At 74.6% G+C, this 17,460-nt stretch carries 19 protein-coding genes; 15 read left to right on the forward strand and 4 right to left on the reverse strand.

Translation table 11 applies throughout. From position 1 onward, the window contains the following. Positions 1-204: 204 nt before the first annotated feature. The 3 genes from LPA42_RS00185 to LPA42_RS00195 all read right to left on the reverse strand — a co-directional run bounded on the left by LPA42_RS00185 (position 205) and on the right by LPA42_RS00195 (position 2,826). Positions 205-1,554, reverse strand: a complete 1,350-nt coding sequence (locus tag LPA42_RS00185) for an NAD(P)/FAD-dependent oxidoreductase (RefSeq protein ID WP_077940047.1) — start codon at positions 1,552-1,554, stop codon at positions 205-207. 17 nt (positions 1,555-1,571) lie between these two features. After that, the gene (locus LPA42_RS00190; protein WP_077940048.1) at positions 1,572-1,922 is read right to left on the reverse strand and encodes a TcmI family type II polyketide cyclase; all 351 of its coding nucleotides are present in this window, start codon (positions 1,920-1,922) and stop codon (positions 1,572-1,574) included. A 94-nt stretch (positions 1,923-2,016) separates the two neighbouring features. Beyond that, positions 2,017-2,826, reverse strand: coding sequence for a BTAD domain-containing putative transcriptional regulator (locus LPA42_RS00195; RefSeq protein ID WP_077940049.1), 810 nt, complete (start codon positions 2,824-2,826; stop codon positions 2,017-2,019). A 422-nt stretch (positions 2,827-3,248) separates the two neighbouring features. On the opposite strand from LPA42_RS00195, the gene LPA42_RS00200 reads away from it, so the two are divergent. From LPA42_RS00200 to LPA42_RS00230, 7 genes are all read left to right on the forward strand, one after another. Then, entirely contained in the window at positions 3,249-3,581 is a 333-nt protein-coding gene (locus LPA42_RS00200) for a TcmI family type II polyketide cyclase (protein ID WP_077940050.1), read from the forward strand. Positions 3,582-3,702: 121 nt separating this feature from the next. Further along, the gene (locus tag LPA42_RS00205; protein WP_077940051.1) at positions 3,703-4,431 is read left to right on the forward strand and encodes an SRPBCC family protein; all 729 of its coding nucleotides are present in this window, start codon (positions 3,703-3,705) and stop codon (positions 4,429-4,431) included. Further along, positions 4,424-4,855, forward strand: coding sequence for a cupin domain-containing protein (locus LPA42_RS00210; RefSeq protein ID WP_077940052.1), 432 nt, complete (start codon positions 4,424-4,426; stop codon positions 4,853-4,855). Before LPA42_RS00205 ends, LPA42_RS00210 begins: the two co-directional genes overlap by 8 nt. Beyond that, positions 4,852-6,165 carry a beta-ketoacyl synthase gene (locus LPA42_RS00215; RefSeq protein WP_077940053.1) on the forward strand — a complete coding sequence of 438 codons (1,314 nt, stop codon included), beginning with the start codon at positions 4,852-4,854 and terminating at the stop codon, positions 6,163-6,165. The genes LPA42_RS00210 and LPA42_RS00215 overlap by 4 nt, the downstream gene beginning before the upstream one ends. Continuing rightward, a complete protein-coding gene (locus LPA42_RS00220) occupies positions 6,162-7,451 on the forward strand; it encodes a beta-ketoacyl synthase N-terminal-like domain-containing protein (RefSeq protein ID WP_077940054.1) in 1,290 nt (429 codons plus the stop codon). Before LPA42_RS00215 ends, LPA42_RS00220 begins: the two co-directional genes overlap by 4 nt. Then, positions 7,448-7,765, forward strand: a complete 318-nt coding sequence (locus LPA42_RS00225) for an antibiotic biosynthesis monooxygenase (protein WP_077940055.1) — start codon at positions 7,448-7,450, stop codon at positions 7,763-7,765. The genes LPA42_RS00220 and LPA42_RS00225 overlap by 4 nt, the downstream gene beginning before the upstream one ends. 402 nt (positions 7,766-8,167) lie before the next feature. Next, on the forward strand, positions 8,168-9,562 hold the full coding sequence (locus tag LPA42_RS00230; RefSeq protein ID WP_077940064.1) for a class I adenylate-forming enzyme family protein: 1,395 nt from the start codon (positions 8,168-8,170) through the stop codon (positions 9,560-9,562). Between the two features lie 50 nt (positions 9,563-9,612). Here LPA42_RS00230 and LPA42_RS00235 read toward each other — a convergent pair whose 3' ends face one another. Then, positions 9,613-10,284: a 4'-phosphopantetheinyl transferase superfamily protein gene (locus LPA42_RS00235; protein ID WP_096761733.1), complete on the reverse strand. Its 672-nt coding sequence runs from the start codon at positions 10,282-10,284 to the stop codon at positions 9,613-9,615. A 15-nt stretch (positions 10,285-10,299) separates the two neighbouring features. Here LPA42_RS00235 and LPA42_RS00240 point away from each other — a divergent pair, with 15 nt between their 5' ends. Genes LPA42_RS00240 through LPA42_RS00275 form a run of 8 tightly spaced genes read left to right on the forward strand, consistent with a single transcriptional unit; the run spans position 10,300 to position 17,458 of the window. Then, positions 10,300-10,566 carry an acyl carrier protein gene (locus tag LPA42_RS00240; RefSeq protein ID WP_043968887.1) on the forward strand — a complete coding sequence of 89 codons (267 nt, stop codon included), beginning with the start codon at positions 10,300-10,302 and terminating at the stop codon, positions 10,564-10,566. Next, complete coding sequence (locus tag LPA42_RS00245) at positions 10,566-10,811, forward strand: hypothetical protein (RefSeq protein ID WP_043968888.1); 246 nt, start codon at positions 10,566-10,568, stop codon at positions 10,809-10,811. The genes LPA42_RS00240 and LPA42_RS00245 overlap by 1 nt, the downstream gene beginning before the upstream one ends. Beyond that, entirely contained in the window at positions 10,804-11,898 is a 1,095-nt protein-coding gene (locus LPA42_RS00250) for a beta-ketoacyl synthase (RefSeq protein WP_077940057.1), read from the forward strand. The genes LPA42_RS00245 and LPA42_RS00250 overlap by 8 nt, the downstream gene beginning before the upstream one ends. A 38-nt stretch (positions 11,899-11,936) precedes the next feature. Further along, a complete protein-coding gene (locus LPA42_RS00255) occupies positions 11,937-12,479 on the forward strand; it encodes a beta-ketoacyl synthase chain length factor (RefSeq protein WP_077940065.1) in 543 nt (180 codons plus the stop codon). After that, positions 12,476-14,092, forward strand: a complete 1,617-nt coding sequence (locus LPA42_RS00260) for a class I adenylate-forming enzyme family protein (protein WP_077940058.1) — start codon at positions 12,476-12,478, stop codon at positions 14,090-14,092. The genes LPA42_RS00255 and LPA42_RS00260 overlap by 4 nt, the downstream gene beginning before the upstream one ends. After that, positions 14,089-15,357 (forward strand): beta-ketoacyl synthase, encoded by a 1,269-nt coding sequence (locus LPA42_RS00265; RefSeq protein WP_077940059.1) that lies wholly within the window; start codon positions 14,089-14,091, stop codon positions 15,355-15,357. The genes LPA42_RS00260 and LPA42_RS00265 overlap by 4 nt, the downstream gene beginning before the upstream one ends. Before the next feature lie 59 nt (positions 15,358-15,416). Continuing rightward, positions 15,417-16,532 (forward strand): 4-hydroxyphenylpyruvate dioxygenase, encoded by a 1,116-nt coding sequence (hppD, locus tag LPA42_RS00270; RefSeq protein WP_077940060.1) that lies wholly within the window; start codon positions 15,417-15,419, stop codon positions 16,530-16,532. Further along, on the forward strand, positions 16,529-17,458 hold the full coding sequence (locus LPA42_RS00275) for a phytanoyl-CoA dioxygenase family protein (protein ID WP_043968893.1): 930 nt from the start codon (positions 16,529-16,531) through the stop codon (positions 17,456-17,458). The genes hppD and LPA42_RS00275 overlap by 4 nt, the downstream gene beginning before the upstream one ends. Positions 17,459-17,460 lie beyond the last annotated feature (2 nt).

The following is a 17,460-nucleotide window of genomic DNA, read 5'->3' on the forward strand; positions in this document are numbered from 1 at the left end:
GGATCACGATCAGCCATTGCCCGAAACTCGACGGCACGTCGAACCTCCCTCTTTGAGAAGCATCGGTGAAAAGTCGCGAGAAAAATCCGTCGCAGCTTCGCACACGCGCCGTGTCGGCGACAGGGAGGTCCGGCGGCTTCCGGTGCTGGTGGGGCACTTCGAACCCGGGGTGGCACCGGGGCTACCGAGAGTGAGACGACGTCCTCAGTCCTCCTCGCCGCGATAGGTGTAGAAGTCGTCGACGAACTTGCGCCGCAGCCGGGGCACCCGACTGGTGATGCCGAAGTAGCCGCGCGCCCCGAGCAGCGCGAGCCGCCCGATCACCGGACGGTAGATCCGGTCGTCACCGCTGGTGCCGCTGCGGTGCAGCGAGTCGTGCACGCGGGCGAACCCGTACGGCAGCATGGCGGCCTCGTAGTCGGCGACGGCCTGCACCAGGGTCTTCTCCCCGGCGGCGGCCAACCTGACCTGCCGGCAGAGCAGGGCGGCGTCGCGCAGGGCGGTGTTCGCGCCGACCCCGCGCCCCGGGGTCATGGTGTGGATGGCGTCGCCGAGCAGGGTGACGGTGCTGCTCTTCCAGGCCGGTACGGGCTCGGAGGTGGACACCCTGATGGGCAGGGCGCTGCCGGGGTCGCTGCGGGCCAGCAGTTCCCGCAGGTGGGGGTGCCAGTTGCGGGTGAGTTCCTGGGCGATCCGGACGAGGTCCTCCCCGCGTCGGCTCATGACGTCGGCGGGGAACCGGCGGGCCGTGCTCCAGATGATGAAGTTGATGTTGTCTCGGGTGGTGTCGTGGCGCAGGCCGGGCCAGCGGCGCAACAGGTCGGCGTCGGCGGCGGCGACGCCGGGCTTGACGTCGCCGTTGCGGTCCCACTTGAACTCCATCACGTGCAGCACGCCCATCGTCCCGCCCGCGCCGAAGACCAGCGAGATGCCCTGCGCGACGCGTTCGGGCAGCAGCGAGCGGGTGTGTTCGGTCAGCGGGATCCGGGTGGCGATGTTGATGGTGCCGGCGTCGCGGATCACCGCGTGCGGCAGGTACTGGCGGCGGACGGCGGAGTGCGTGCCGTCGGCGGCGACCAGCAGGTCGCCGGTCGCCGTGGTGCCGTCGGCGAAGTGCGCGGTGACCGTGCCGTCGTCGCGCTGGTCGTAGTGGGTGAACGTCTTGCCGAACTCGACGGTGTCCTCCAGGCCGGTGAGCAGGACCTGGCGCAGGGTCATCCGGGCGACCGAGCGTTCGGTGCCGACGTCGTCGGTGTCCGGGCGCAGCGGGAACGAGGCGGTCTGCCGCAGTCGCTCGGTGACGACGTTGAAGTAGCGGGGGCCGCGGGCGCAGGTGACGGCGAAGATGTCGAACAGCTCCGGCGGGAGGCACTCCCGCAGCGCCCTGCTGCCGGTGGGTCCGATGCCGACCCGGTAACCGAGCAACCCGTCGGCGCGGGTGGTGTGCCGTTCGTGGACGGAGACGCCGATCCCGGCCCGGCGCAGCCCGTGGGCCAGGCAGAGGCCGCCGGTGCCGGCCCCGATGATCACCACGTGCGGTGGGTTGGCCACCATGGTCGCGGCCCTCCCGCTCAGCCGGCCGTGCCGGCGGCACCGACCGACGAGGTGGCGTCCCAGCTGTAGAAGCAGCCGGCGATCGCGTCGCGCGGCGAGCGCCAGGTCGGCAGGTACGGCGAGGTGTGCGCGGAGAGCCGCTCGTTGACCTGGAGGTAGAGCGGGTGGTTGCGGGCCGCGGCGAGGGCGTCGGCGTCGACGTCGGCGGTCTCCATCAGGTGTACGCACAGGTCGTGCAGGCAGTACAGGGAGCGGTGCCGGACCCCGGTGAGGCCCGGCAACTCCGTCGCGTCGGACTCGGCGAAGATCTGCGCCACGCGTCCCTCCGCGCCGGGGATGATCCTGCTGACGATCAGTAGACGACTCATGGGTCCCTCCCGCCGGCGGTGCTCCTGGATCAAGGTCGGGCGACCGTGGCACCGCTTCTGCGACCACCATGCCGACCGATCTGTCACGTTGCCGTCACCGTGGGTGTGTTTGCGGTGACGCGCCCGGCCTGCGCGGCTCGGGGGGCGTCGGGCGGCTGGCCTGCCGGATGGGCGCGAGCGTGTCGTGCAGCAGGGCGGTCATCGCCGGGGACGGCTCCAGGCGCAGTTCCCGCAGGAGCAGGTCGCGGTAGGCGTAGAAGGCGTGCACGGCCTCGAAGACGTTGCCCTCGGCGAGGTGGACCCGCACCACCAGCCGGTGCGGGGTCTCGCGTAGTGGTTCCGCCGCCATGGCCTCCAGCGCGGCCTCCAGGGCCTCGCCGTGCCGTCCCGCCGCGAGGTGGTTGCGGGCCACCTGTTCGAGCATGTGCAGCCGCAGTTGGCGCAGGCGTTCCCGTTCCAGCAGCACCCAGTCGTCGTACCAGCCGGGGAGCAGGTCGTGCCGGCCGGCGGTGAGGGCGGTGCCGGTGCTGCCCGGGTCGTCGCCGTCGCGGACGCGGGCGGCGGTGCTGGTCAGGTCGTCGACGTCGAGCCGTACGCGGGGGTCGAGGCGGGTGGTGTCGCCGCTGGTGACCAGGGGGCAGCACGGGTCCTGGCGCAGCCGCCACAGCGCGGTGCGCAGCGAGGACAGTGCCCGTTCCTCCGGCGCCTCGGGCCAGAGCAGGCCGGCGAGGTGGCTGCGGGTGGCGCCGGGGCGCAGCCCGATGAGCGCGAGGACCCGCTGCAGGCCGCGCGGCACGACGACGGGGGTCTCGTCGTGCAGCAGGCGGAAGCCGCCGAGCAGGTGCAGCGAGACGTCCGGGGCGGGGCCGTCGCCCGCGGTCGACGTGGGCGGATCAGCGGTCACGGCGGCACCCCCTGCACCGGACCTCGTCCGGACTCCTCGTGCGTCCCGGCGCGCTCGCCCGGGGGCGCCACTGTCTCCGGTGGCGCCACGCGGCGCGGCTCGGGCGTCGCGACCGCCGGGCTGGCCCGCTTGAAGATTAACAACAGTGATTACGGTGAGTCAACATGGGGTCAGGCGTGGCTGCTGCCATCGTGGACGGCGAAGTGCCCGCCAACTGCGAATATTTGTCGCCATCGGGGTCGTCTTCTCAGGCGGAGCATGGATTGTCCACAGGATTCATCAACGCAGCGTCACTGCTGGTCGTGTCGGTGGGTGGGCCGGCATTGACGCCTCGGTGACGGCGGTGCGCGCACCGTGGCGGCAGTCGTCCCGCGTGACGGCGAGTTCACGCCGCGCCGCCGCGCGCCCGAGGGAGGCAGTCCATGGATCGTTCGCTGATCGTCGCCAAGGTGGCACCCGACGCCGAGGAGCGGGTCGCCGAGATCTTCGCCGAGTCCGACGCGACGGAGTTGCCGCGCCTGGCCGGGGTCCGGCACCGGTCGCTGTACCGGCTGGGCGACCTCTACGTCCACCTGCTGGAGACCGAGCGGCCGGGGGAGACGGCGGTGGAGGGGATCCGGGAGCACCCCGAGTTCGCCCGGGTCAGCGCGCGGCTGCAGCCGTACGTCTCGCCGTACCTGCCGACCTGGCGCTCGCCCCGGGACGCCATGGCGCGCTGCTTCTACCGCTGGGACCACGGCGGGCTGCGGCCGTGACCCCCACCGTCGGCGGGCGGGTGCGGCCGCGCTGCGCCGGATGCGCCGCACCGGACGACGGGGGGAGTCCCGTTCGCGTCGCCGCCGCCGGTCCGTCCGGCCCCGACCAGAGGAGAAACTGATGACCGTCACCCACGGCCGCCCGCTCACCGCCGAGATCACCGAGATCCTGGTGGCGAACTGCGGCATGGACGCCGAGGCCGCGGCCCGGGAGCCCGAAGCGTCCCTGGAGGACCTCGGCATGGACTCCCTCGCCCTGCTCGAACTGTCCGCGGTGGTCGCCGACCGGTACCGGGTGCGCCTGCCCGAGGACGCCGCCCGGCTGAGCATCGCCGAGGTCGCCGACCTGGTGACCCGGGCGACCGACCCGCCCGGGCACACCGAGAACAGCATCGTCGTCGACGCGCCGCTGCGGCTGGTCTGGGAGCTGACCAACGACGTGGCGAACTGGCCGAACCTGTTCACCGAGTACGCCTCCGCGCAGATCCTCGAACGCGACGGCCGCACCGTGCGGTTCCGCCTCACCATGCACCCCGACGAGAACGGCGCGGTGTGGAGCTGGGTGAGCGAACGCACCACCGACTGGGAGAACCGCGAGGTGCGGGCGCACCGGGTGGAGACCGGCCCGTTCGAGTACATGCGCATCCACTGGCGCTACGACACCGAGCCGGAGGGCACCCGGATGACCTGGGTGCAGGACTTCGCGATGCATCCGAGCGCCCCGCTGGACAACGCCGGGATGACCGAGCGGATCAACACCAACAGCCGCGTCCAGCTCGCGGTCATCAAGGAACGGATCGAGCGGGCGGCGCGGGCCGGCTCCGCCACCACGGGAGGCGACGATGAGTGAGACCACCGCCCAGCGTACGACGGACGACCCGGCGTACCGGACGGTCGCCGCCCGCGACGTGCCGGCCGACCGGCGGCGCGGCGGCGAGCTGCGGGTGCTGCTCGGGCCGAAGACGGTCGGCAGCACCTCCGGGTTCATGGGGGTCGCCGCCCTCGCCCCCGGCGAGCGCATCGCCGAGCACTACCACCCGTACAGCGAGGAGTTCCTGTACGTGGCGCGGGGGGCGATCACCGTGGACCTGGACGACCGGCCGGTGCCGCTGGCCGCCGGGGAGGCGCTGCTCGTGCCGGTCAACGTGCGGCACCGGCTGCGCAACACCGGCGAGGAGCCGGCCGAGGTGGTGTTCCACCTGGGCCCCCTCGCGCCCCGGCCGGAGCTGGGTCACGTCGACACCGAACCGGCGGAACAGCGGGGCGCGTCGTGACCGCGCGCCGCACGGTGGTGACCGGCATCGGGGTGGTCGCCCCGGGCGGCGTGACCCGGGACCGGTTCTGGAAGACGATCACGGAGGGGCGCACGGCGACGCGGCGGATCACGTTCTTCGACCCGTCGCCGTTCCGTTCCCGCATCGCCGCCGAGTGCGACTTCGATCCGGTCGCCGCCGGGCTCACCGAGGCCGAGCGGCGCCGCGCCGACCGGTACGTGCAGTTCGCCCTCGCCTGCTCGATCGAGGCGGTCGCCGACAGCGGCCTGGAGCTGACCGACGCGCAGCGCGACCGCGCCGGGGTGGTGCTGGGCACCGCCGTCGGCGGCACCATGGCCCTGGAGCAGGAGTACGTGACCGTCAGCGACTCCGGCAGCCGCTGGCTGGTCGACCACGACCGGGGCGGGCCGTACCTGTACCAGGCGCTCGTGCCCAGCAGCCTCGCCGCCGACGTGGCCTGCCGGCACGGGCTGCACGGCCCGGCGCAGGTGGTCTCCACCGGCTGCACCTCCGGCATCGACGCCATCGGGTACGCCCACCAGCTCATCGCCGACGGCGAGGCCGACATCGTCCTCGCGGGGGCGGCGGACTCGCCGATCTCCCCGGTCACCGTCGCCTCGTTCGACGCCATCAAGGCGACCAGCCCCGACAACGACGACCCGGCGCACGCGTCGCGCCCGTTCGACGCCGACCGGCACGGTTTCGTCCTCGCCGAGGGCGCGGCGGTGCTGGTGCTGGAGGAGTACGGGCACGCCCGCCGCCGGGGTGCGCACGTCTACTGCGAGGTCGCCGGGTACGCCAGCCGCAGCAACGGTTACCACATGACGGGGCTGCGCCCGGACGGGCTGGAGATGGGGCTGGCCATCTCGGCGACCCTGAAGCAGGCGCGGCTCATCCCGCGGCAGGTCTCCTACATCAGCGCGCACGGCTCCGGCACCCGGCAGAACGACCGGCACGAGACGGCGGCGTTCAAGCGGGCCCTCGGCGAGGCGGCCCACCGGGTGCCGATCAGCTCCATCAAGTCCATGGTGGGGCACTCCCTCGGCGCGATCGGTTCCATCGAGATGGCCGCCTGCGCCCTCGCCATCGAGTACGGCGTGGTGCCGCCGACGGCCAACTGGGCCACCCGCGACCCGGAGTGCGACCTGGACTACGTGCCGAACGTGGCCCGGGAGGTGCCGGTGGACGTGGCGCTGTCGGTGGGCAGCGGCTTCGGCGGCTTCCAGTCGGCGATGGTGTTCCGCCGGCTGGGCGGGGCGACGCAGGGCGGCACCGCGCACGGCGGGGCGGCGTCGGGCGGGGCGGCGTGACCACCCGGGCGGTGGTCACCGGGATCGGGGTGGTCGCCCCGAGCGGCATCGGCGCCGAGGCGCACTGGTCCACGGTGGTGTCGCGGACCCGGCGCACCGGCCCGATCACCCTGTTCGACGCGGCGTCCTACCCCACCCGCGTCGCCGGTCAGGTGCCCGACTTCGAGGCGCTGACCTGGGCGGACAACCGCCGGCTGGTGCAGACCGACCGGTGGACGCACCTGGGGTTCGCGGCCACCCGGCTGGCGCTGGCCGACGCCGGGCTGCCCGAGCACGCCCCCGAGCCCTACGGGTACGCCGTGACCCTGGCCAGCTCGTCGGGCGGGAACCTGTTCGGGCAGCGGGAGCTGCAACGGCTGTGGGGCGGGCCGTCGCGCACCGTCGGGGCGTACCAGTCGATCGCCTGGTTCTACGCCGCCAGCGTCGGGCAGCTCTCCATCCACCACCAGTTCAAGGGGCCCTGCGGGGTGCTGGTCAGCGAGTCCGCCGGCGGGCTGGACAGCCTCGCGCACGCGGTGCGCACCGTGCGGCGGGGCACCCCCGTGGTGATCGCCGGGGCCACCGAGTGCCCGCTGAGCCCGTACGCGCTGGCCTGCCAGCTGCGGTCCGGGCTGCTCAGCGTCGCCGACGACCCCGCCCGGGCGTACCAGCCGTTCGACGCCGACGCCGCGGGGTACGTGCCGGCGGAGGGCGGCGCGGTGTTCGTGGTGGAGGAGCTGTCGCACGCCCTGGCCCGGGGGGCCCGCATCTACGGGGAGGTCACCGGCTGGGGGGCCACCCACGACGCCGTGCACACCGGCCCCGGCCGGGGCGGGGACACCGTCCAGTACGCGCGGGCGATGCGGCTGGCCCTGGACCGGGCCGGCGTCACCCCCGACGACGTGGACGTGGTGCTGCCCGACGCGCTGGGTACGCCGGGCCACGACCGGGCCGAGGCCGACGCGCTGCGCGCGGTGTTCGGGGCCCGTCCCGTGCCGGTGACCACGGCCAAGCCGCTGACCGGCCGGGCGCACCAGGGCGGGTCGGCGCTGGACGTGGCCACGGCGCTGCTGGCCTTCGCCCACGACACGCTGCCCGCCTCCGCCGGCCCGGACCGGCCGGCCGACGGCTGCGAGCTGGACTTCCTGCGGGAGCCCCGCCGGCCCGCGTCCCGGGTGGCGCTGGTGGCCGCCCGGGGGTTCGACGGTTTCAACAGCGCGCTGGTGCTGCGGGGCGCGGCGGCCCGCCTGGCACCGGCACCCCGCCGGGCGGCCGAGCCCGGCCCGACCCAAGGAGTGGCACGATGATCGAACAGCGGGCGCGGGTGGTCTTCCTGGTCCGGGTGCCGCAGCAGCGCACGGGGGACTTCCTGCGCGCCTACGAGGCCATCCGGCACCTGGTCGCCGAGGGGGTGCCGGGGCACCTGGTGGACCAGGTGTGCCGCTCGTCGGCCGACCCGGAGCAGTGGCTGATCACCAGTGAGTGGGTGAACCTGGCCGCGTTCGAGGCGTGGGAGCGCAGCCCGGAGCACCGGGACCTGGTCAAGCCGATGCGGGAGTGCTTCACCGACGCCCGGTCGCTGCGGTTCGTCGTCCACGCGCAGACGCCGGCCCTGGCCTGATTTCGCGGGCGGGGCACCCCGTCGCCATAAGATCGTGTATCTTCGATGGGTGGCTGCCGGTCGGCAGTCACCCATCGGCGTCAGGCCGACGTGGGGAGCCGTCAGGCCTCACGCGGGCAGGCGGTCGGGCCGAATCTGGGCAGGCTGCCGCCCGGGTGTGCCGGCTCTGCGGCGGGCAGGCTCCCGCCCCGCGGCGGCGACGTCGCCCACGGCCTCGCGGCCCCCGATCCTGCCCGGCGAACCGGCTGACCGGCAATCGGGCCGCACGACCTTTTTGATCTAGCCATTTGCATCTAGTAATGGTCTCGGCGGCTGTCGTAGTGTTCCGTCAGCACCCCGGAGGACGCACCACATTGGGCAGTTATGCCCATTTTCGATGCTGGGCGGTAGACCACAGTGACCATGGATCGTTCGGCAGCAGAATCTACAGTAGACCACCCTACCTGGGTTGACGACCTCTTGCTGGCCGGTCCGTCGGCCGAAGTTTGTCTGCGGCTGCCCGACCCGGTGGACCGGGGCACGCTGCGCCGGCTCGTCGCCGAGGCGCAGGCCCGGCTCACCGGCGCCGGACTGCGTCCCGGGGGCGCCGCCGCGCTGCGCCTGCCGCCGTCGCTGGCGTACGTGGTGAACCTCCTCGCCACCTGGCGCACCGGGGCCCAGGCGATCCTGCTCGACCACCGGCTCACCGACCACGAGGTGCAGGGCGCGCTCGCGCGGCTCACCCCGCAGGTCGTCGTCGCCCCGGTGCGCAGCGGCGGCGCCGCGCTGAAGATCTTCGTCGACGTCACCGAGGGCGTCACCGCCTACTCGGACCGGCCCGCCGGCAGCCCGCACGCGGTGATCCAGCTCAGCTCCGGCTCCACCGGACCGTCCAAGGTGATCGGTCGCAGCGCCGCGTCCCTCGTCGCCGAGGTGCGCCGCTACACGCGCATCGACGGCGTGGCCCTGCCCGGCGAGCGGATCATCCTGCTGCCGTCCATGGTGCACGTGCTCGGTCTCGTCGGCGGGCTGCTCTACGGCCTGCACGCCCACGTGACGCTGGTGCCGCCGGACCGGCTCAGCGGCGACGCGGTGCTGGCCGCCATCGCCGCCGACGACACCCCCGCCACCGTGCTCGGCGTGCCGTTCCACATCGGACTGCTCGCCTCCACCCGGCCGACCGGCCCGCTGCCGCAGTTCAAGCGGATGACCACCGGCGGCGAGCTGGTCCCGCCGGCCGTCGTCAATGCGTTCGTCGACCGCTTCGGCGTGCCGCTGGGCAACATGTACGGGATGACCGAGGTCGGCGTCATCGGCACCGACCTGCACGGCTGGCACCGGCCCTCGATCGCCCCCGCCCCCGGGATCACCGTCCGCGAGTCGACCACCGGCGAGCTGTGGGTGAGCTGCCCGGACTCGCCGTACGTCGGGCTGTCCGACCCGGACCGCTGGGCCGACGGCTGGCTGCACACCCGCGACGCCGGCACCGTCGACCCCGGCACCGGCCTGGTCACCGTGCGCGGCCGGCTCGACTCGCAGGTCTCCGTCGGCGGGCTGAAGGTCGACCTCACCGAGGTCGAGGCCACCCTCGCCGGGCTGCCCGGCGTCGCCGCCGCCGTGGTCGTGCACGACGGCGACATCACCGCGTACGTGCAGCCGGACGGGCCGCTGTCGGAGGAGGTGCTGGAGAAGCTGCTCGCCGAGCGGCTCGCCGCCTACAAGCGGCCCCGCGTCCTGCACCTGCTCGACCGGCTGCCCCGGACCACCACCGGCAAGCTGGTCCGGTCGACCGAGGCGCTGCGGGCGGCCACGCCGTGACCGGTCCGCTCCGGCGGCCCGTCGCGGTGCCCGCCGACCTGACTGATCGATCAGTCGATCACCAGCTCGACGCCGTCCGCCGGCCCGTCGACCGCCAGGGCCAGCACCAGGTCACCGGCCAGCACCAGGTCACCGGCCGGGACCGGCCCGTCGCCGGCCCGGCCGCTGCCGCCGCCTGCGGGCAGCCGGGGGTGGCCGACCCGCAGCCCGCCGGCCCCCGGGACGGGGCGCAGCAGCTCACCCGGGCCGCCGGGGACCGGCATCGGCCGGCGCAGGCCGCCGTCGCGCAGGCCGCGCCCGAGCGCCTTGCCGACCGCCTCCTTCGCCGTCCACAGCAGCAGGAACGCCTCGACGCGCTGCCCGGGCGGGCGTCCGCGCAGCCAGGCCGCCTCCTGCGGGGCGTACCAGCGGCGGGCCAGCGCCAGCGCGGGCAGCTCCCGGCGGCGCTCGACGTCGACGCCGACCCCGCCGCCGCGGCGGGCCGCCGCCACCACGACCCCGCCGGTGTGGCTGACGCTCACCGGCAGCTCCACCGCGTCACCGGCGTCGACGAGCGGCCGCCCGGCCGCGTCGCGTCGCACCCGGATCTCCGCCTCCGCCCGGCCGAGCAGCGTGCCACCCGCGCGCCGCAGCAGCCGCCGGGCCGCCGCCGGCCGATCGCCGTCGGTACGGCCGAGGAACACGTACACGGTGTCCCGACCGGGCACCGCTGACTGGCTCACGGAAAGAGGTTAACCATGCGCGACGAGGTCCGTGCCTTCGTCATCTCCCAGCTCGACGACATGAACTACGACGTCGACGGCATCGACGACGACACCACCCTCGGCCCGGCCGGCGTCGACCTGGAGTCGCTGGCCCTGGCGGACCTGGCCGTCCGCGTCGAGGACCGCTACGGCCTGAAGTTCGCCGACGACGAGTCGGAGAAGCTGGCGCTGATGACGGTCGGCGAGTTCACCACGATGGTCGCCGACCGGGTCGCCGCGACGGCCGACGGCAACTCCTGATGGCCGGTCAGCCCGACCTGGGGCGAGCTGACCTGCTGACCATGCTCGCCGAGATGACCGCGAAGCCCGTCGACCAGGTGTCCGACCGGGTGGGCTCGATGGAGCTCGCCTGGCTGGTCCACCTCGTCGAACAGCGCTACGACCGCCGGCTCGACCTCACCGACGACCAGCTCGCCGGCATCCGGACGGTCGACGACGCCCTGGCGGTGTTCCACACCTGCCTGACCGCCCCCGCAGATGGCTGAGCGGGCCCCCGTACGGATCACCGGTGTCCACGCGCTCAGCGCCCTCGGCAGGGGCGCCGACGCCCAGCTCGCCGGGGTGCTCGCCGGCACCCCCGCGTTCCGGCCCGTCGGCCGCTTCGACACCAGCGCCCGGCGGGTCGGCGTGGCGGCCACCCTGGCGGACGCCGGCCCGCTGGCCGACGAACTGACCGAGGCGGTGCATACCGCGTGCGCCGCCGCCGGGCTCGACACCGCCGGCCGGGCCGTCGCGCCGCTGCTGCTCGCCGCCCACGGCGGGACGGGCGTGCCGGCGCTGGCCGGGGAGCTGGCCCGCCGGTGCGGGCTGGCCGGTGCGCCCCGGGTCTACACCAGCGCCTGCGTGTCGGCGTCCACCGCGGTCGCCGACGCCGCCGCGCTGATCGGCCGCGGCGACGTCGACCGGATCGTCGTCGCCGCCGGGTACCTGGTCGAACCCGACCAGTACGCGCTCTTCGACGCCGGCCGGGCCCTCGCCACCGACGGCGCGGTCCGCCCGTTCAGCGCCGGGCGGCGTGGGCTGCTGCTCGGCGACGGCGTGGCCGCCGTGGTGCTGGAGTCCGCCGCCGCGGCGGCCCGGCGGGACGCGCCGACGCTGGCCTCGGTGCTCGGCTGGGGCCGGGCCGGCGACGCCTACCACCCCTGCCAGCCCGACCCGCAGGGGCGCGGCCTGGCCCGCGCGCTCGGCGCGGCCCTGCGCCGCGCCGGCCTGCGCCCCGAGGACATCGGGTACGTCAACGCCAACGCCACCGGCACCGGCTACAGCGACGCCGCCGAGGCGGCGGCGCTGCGGCTGGCCTGGGGCGAGCACGCGCACCGGGTGCCGGTCAGCTCGACCAAGGCGCTGCACGGGCACGCGTTGGAGGCGTCCGGGCTGCTGGAGCTGGTGGTGACCGTGCTGGCCGTACGGCACGGGAAGCTGCCGGTCAACGCCGGCTGGCTCGGCCCCGACGAGGCGTGCCCGCTCGACGTCATCCGCGACGCGCCCCGCCCGGCCGCCACCGGTTACGCGGTGAGCCTCAACGCCGCGTTCGGCGGCGCCAACACCGCCCTGCTGGTCGGTGCGGCGTGACCGGCACCAGGGAGCTGCCGACGGCGACGGACGGCCGGCTGCGGGTGCTCGCGCAGGCGCGCTGGCCGGAGCCGGGCGACGCCGCCCCACCGACCCTGCCCGGGTTCGTGCACTCGCGGTTCAGCCCGGTCGTCGCGGCCGTCGCCGACCGGTGCCTCACCCGACGCCACGGCGAGCGACCGGCCCCGGAACCGGCCGGCGGGCGGACCGCGGTGGTGCTGGTCAGCGCCGCCGGGGACCGGGCCAGCGCCGACCACGTGCACGCCACGGTCGCCGCCGGGGGGCGACCGGGCCCGCTGTTCTTCTTCCAGTCGGTGCCCAACAGCGTGGCCGGGCACGTCGCCGCGCGCTGGGGGCTGGGCGGGCCGGTGGTCTGCCTCGCGCCGACCGGGGACCCGCTGGCCGAGGGAACGGCCGAGGCGGAACTGCTGCTGAGCGACGGCGACGCCGACGAGGCACTACTGATCCTGATCGAACAGGCACCCGACGACGCCGGTGCGGGCGTCGAGGCCGCAGTGCCGGGCGACCCGCCCGGGACCGCCGCCGTCGCGGTGCTGCTGGGGGGAGGAGTCACACCATGAGGACCAAGGGACTGCGCGGCCTGCTGGCCGCCGACACCGAGCTGGGCGCCGGCAACGTGCTGGCCCGGGTGCTGGCGCACGGCGCCGACCCGGACGGCCCCGGCCTGACCTTCGACACGGAGGTCGACGGGCACCCCGCCGAGCGCCCGCTGACGCTCGGCCAGCTCGACGAGCGGGTCGCCGCCCGCGCCGCCTGGTTGCGCGCCCGGGGCGTCAAGCCCCGCGACCCCGTCGCCGTCTGGGCCACCGCCGCCGCCGACATGGTGCTCAGCTTCCTGGCGCTGACCCGCCTCGGCGCGATCCCCGCGCTGATGAACGGCAGGCTGCGCCCGGAGATCGCCGCCGAGTACATCCGCCGGCTGCGCGGCGCGGGCGTGCTCGCCGACGCCGCGCACACCGAGCTGCTGGCCGGGCACGACCTCGGCGCGCCGCTGCTCGGCACGCCCGCCGACGCCGGCACGGGCGACCCGGCCGCCGCCGGGGCCCACTACCGGCACCACCCCGACGACCCGATCGTCATCACCCACACCTCCGGCACCACCGGCGTGCCGAAGGCGGTGCTGCACTCGCACGCGAGCCTGTTCGCCGCCACCCGGCACCTGCTATCCATGCCGCAGGCGCAGGGCACCCGCCGCATCCTCAACGCGCTGCCCGCCCCGCACACCGCGACCGTGCTCATGGTCAACCAGGCGCTGGGCAACCGGGCCGAGATGTTCCTGCTGTCCGACCAGGGCGGCGAGCGGGTCCTCGACGCGATCCAGCGCTGGCGGCCCGACGGCGTGTTCGGGTTCTCCGTCACCTGGGCGGAGCTGGCCCGCTTCGACCTGTCCGCGTACGACCTGGACTCGGTGCGGCTGTGGTTCAACACCGGCGACTGCTCGCACGAGCCGCACGTGCGCCGGCTCGTCGCGGTCGGCTCGCGGGACACCGTGACCCGCCAGGGCGTGGTGCGGGTGCCCGGGTCCGTGTTCATCGACGGGCTGGGCTCCAGCGAGATGGGCCACTCGATGTTCCACATCACCCACACCGCCGACACCGACCGGTACGGCCGCTGCGTGGGCCGCCCGTACCAGTTCACGAAGGTCGCCGTGCTCGACGCCGACGGCAACGAGCTGCCCCCGGGGCAGGTCGGCTTCCTCGGCATCGACTCGCCGTCGCTGTTCCGCGGCTACTGGAACGACTCGGTCACCACCTACCGGTTCCGGCTGCGCGGCTGGTATCTCACCGGCGACCTGGTCTACGCCGACGCCGACGGGCGCTACTACCACCTGGACCGGGCCGTCGACTCCGTCGAGGTCGGCGACGGCCGGCGGTTCTTCACCGCCCTGTCCGAGGAGCGGGTCCTCGCCGCCTGTCCCGACGTCACCGACTGCACGGTGGTGATCGTCAAGGAGGACGACCGCGTCGTCACCGACGTGCTGCTGGAGCTGGCGGCCGGGGCCGACCCGGGCGTCGACCGCACCGAGGCGGTGCGCGCCGCGCTCGGCGCGGACGTCGGGGCGACCCTGCGCCGGGTGGTGCCGGTGCGCTCCGAGGACATCCCGGTCACCGTCACCGGCAAGGTCCGCAAGGTGGTGCTGCGCGAGCGCTACCTGACCGAGTCGTCGTCGTGACCGCCCTCATCACCGGGATGGGCCTGCTGACCCCGGCCGGGCGGGGGGCGGGGGAGACCCTCGACGCCCTGCTCGCCGGCCGGTCCGGGCTGGTCCGCCCGCCGCAGGACCACCCGGCCCACGGGTCGCTGGAGGCCGCCGGGCTGCTGCCGGACATCGACCCGCGTACGGTCGCGTCCGGCCCGGAGACCCGGGTGCTGGACCGGATCGTCGTGCTCGCCCTGCTCGCCGCGGCCGACGCGCTCGCCGACGCCGGCATCGAGGTGGGCCGCGACGTCGACCCCGCCCGGATCGGCGTGATCGTCGGCGGCGTCGGCGGGATGGCCACCCTGGAGCGGCAGGTGCTGGCGCGGGCCGAGCGGGGCCGGGCGGCGGTCAGCCCGTACCTGCTCACCGGGATCCTGCCGAACATGCCGGCGGCGCGTATCGCCATCGCCCACGGCATCCGCGGCTACAGCTCGTCGGTCGGCACGGCGTGCGCCTCCGGCGCGCAGGCCGTCGCCGACGCGGTCCGGCTGATCCGGGCCGGGGAGGCCGACGTGGTGGTCTGCGGGGCCAGCGAGGCCCCGCTGTTCCCCACCTTCGCCGACACCTTCGGCAACGCCCGGGCCCTCGCCCGGGGCTGGGCCGACCCGGCCGAGGCGAGCCGGCCGTTCGACGCCCGCCGCAACGGGTTCGTCCTCGCCGAGGGCGCGGCGCTGCTGGTGCTGGAACGCGCCGAGCACGCCGCCGCCCGGGGCGTGGCCGGCTACGCCGAGGTCGCCGGATACGGGGCGAACACCGACGCCCACCACCCCACCGCGCCCCGGCCCGACGGGGCGGGAGCGGCCGAGTGCATGCGCCGGGCCCTGGCCGGCGGCGCGGTGACGGCCGGCGACGTCGGCTACGTCAACGCCCACGGCACCGGCACCAAGCTCGGCGACATCGCCGAGATCACCGCCCTGACCGACGTGTTCGGCGAGGGCCGGGTGCCGGTCAGCTCCACCAAGGCGCTCACCGGTCACCTGCTCGGCGCGTCCGGGGTGCTGGAGGCCGCCGCCACCGCGCTGGCGCTGGGCCGGGGGCTGCTGCCGCCGACCTGGAACCTCGACGACCCGGACCCGGCCTGCCCGGCGGACCACATCCGCAAAGAGGCCAGGCGGGCCGACGTGGAACACGCGCTGACCAACTCGTTCGGCTTCGGGGGGCAGAACGTGAGCCTGCTGCTGCGGCGCACCGCCGGTGCGGGTGCGCGCGCCGCCGCGCCGGGAGGTGATCTCGCGTAACACCCCGGGCGGGGGAGCCCGGACGGCAGTCACGGGGGGACATGGGGAAGGGCTGGTAAATGGACATCCGTTCTATAGATCACATCGAACTCTTCGTGGGGGACGCCCGGCAGGCCGCCTTCTACTTCGGCACCGCCGTCGGGTTCCGTCTGGCCGGGCAGGGCGGCCCCGAGACCGGGTTGGCGGGGCAGCGGTCGCTGCTGCTGCGCCAGGCCGACATCCGGATGGTGCTCACCTCCGGGCTGACCGCCGGGCACCGGGCGTCGGCGTACGTGCAGCGGCACGGCGACGGCATCGCCGTGGTGGCGCTGGAGGTCGACGACGCCGCCGGGGCGTACGCGGAGCTGGTGGGCCGGGGGGCGACGCCGGTGACGCCGCCGGCCACCTTCACCGGCGCGGACGCCGAGGTCGTCACCGCCGAGGTGGCCGGCTTCGGCGACGTGCTGCACCGGCTGGTGGAGCGCCGGGGCGACCGGCGCGAGTTCCTGCCCGGCGCGTTCGAGACCACCGAGCCCACCGAGCTGGCCGGCGACGACGGCCTGCTCGCGGAGATCGACCACCTGGCGATCTGCGTGCCGCCGGGGCAGCTCGACGCGACCGTCGCCCACTACGAGCGGGTCTTCGGCTTCGCGCAGATCTTCACCGAACACGTGGAGGTCGCCGGGCAGGCGATGAACTCCACCGTGGTGCAGAGCCCGTCGGGGCAGGTCACCCTGGTGCTGCTGGAGCCGGACCGCAGCCACCGGCCGGGGCAGATCGACGCGTTCCTCACCGAGCACGCCGGTGCCGGCGTGCAGCACCTGGGGCTGCGCACCGACGACATCGTCACCGCCGTCGGTGCGCTGCGTTCCCGGGGCGTCCGGTTCGCCGGCACCCCCGGGGCCTACTACGACGACCTGGAACGGCGGGTCGGCCCGGTCGACGCGCCGCTGGACCGGCTGCGCGAGCTGAGCATCCTGGTCGACCGCGACCACGGCGGCCAGCTGTTGCAGATCTTCACCGAGTCGATGCACGTGCGGCGCACCCTCTTCCTCGAACTCATCGAGCGACGCGGGGCGCTGACTTTCGGCAGCGGCAACATCAAGGCCCTCTACGAGGCCAAGGAACGGGAGCTGGCCGCGGCGGGGGCGACCCCCGCCGTCGCGGCCGGCACGGCACAAGGGGTTGGGGCATGACCACCACACAGATCCACCCGGCGCTGACCGCGCAGGAGGAGGCGCTGCTGCCGTCCGACGAGGACGTGCGGCACTACGCCGAGCACGGCTGGTACCTGTCGAAGAAGCTGTTCACCGACGAGGAGGTGGACGCCCTCGTGGCGGCCACCGACCGGTACTACGACGGCGAGCGGGACCGCACCCTGCCGGTGCGCCCGCCGAAGCTCGCCTACTGGGACCCGTCGAAGGGCCCGGTGCAGCGGCACAACGACTACGTCCACTACGAGCACGACGGGATCGCCGCGATCCTGCGCAAGCCGCTGCTCGGGGCGGTCGCCGCCCGGCTCGCGCGGGCCGCCGAGATCCGGGTGTTCCAGTCCACGCTGATCTACAAGCCGCCGATCGACGGCGAGCCGTCGAACATCGTGCCCTGGCACTTCGACAAGCACTACTGGTCGTCCTCGTCGTCGGAGGACATGCTCACCGCGTTCATCCCGTTCCACGACTGTGGCGAGGAGATGGGCACGATCACCATGGTCGACGGGTCGCACCGGTGGAAGGAGATCGGGGCCGACGACACCGTCGTGCGGCACTTCGCCGAGCGCGACCGCGACCAGCTCGAGGAGATGCTGGCCCGCAACGCCGCGCACAACGGCGCCCAGATCCGCAAGATCCCCATGGTGATCCCCAAGGGACACGTGAGTTTCCACCACTGCCGCACCTACCACGGCAGCGGCGCGAACGTCAGCGGTCGCCCACGCCGGGCGATCTCGCTGCACCTGCAGGACGGCGCGAACGCCTACCGGGAGTTCCCGCTCTCCGACGGCACCCTCGCCGCGTACAACCACGACGTGCTGGTCCGCCGCACCCACGACGGGCGGCCGGACTACGCGGACCCCGACTTCTGCCCGGTCATCTGGCGCGACCGCGCCCAGCAGGGAGGCTGACA

Source organism: Micromonospora sp. DH13, from assembly GCF_020873825.1.
In the GTDB taxonomy this organism is placed as follows: Bacteria; Actinomycetota; Actinomycetes; order Mycobacteriales; family Micromonosporaceae; genus Micromonospora; species Micromonospora haikouensis.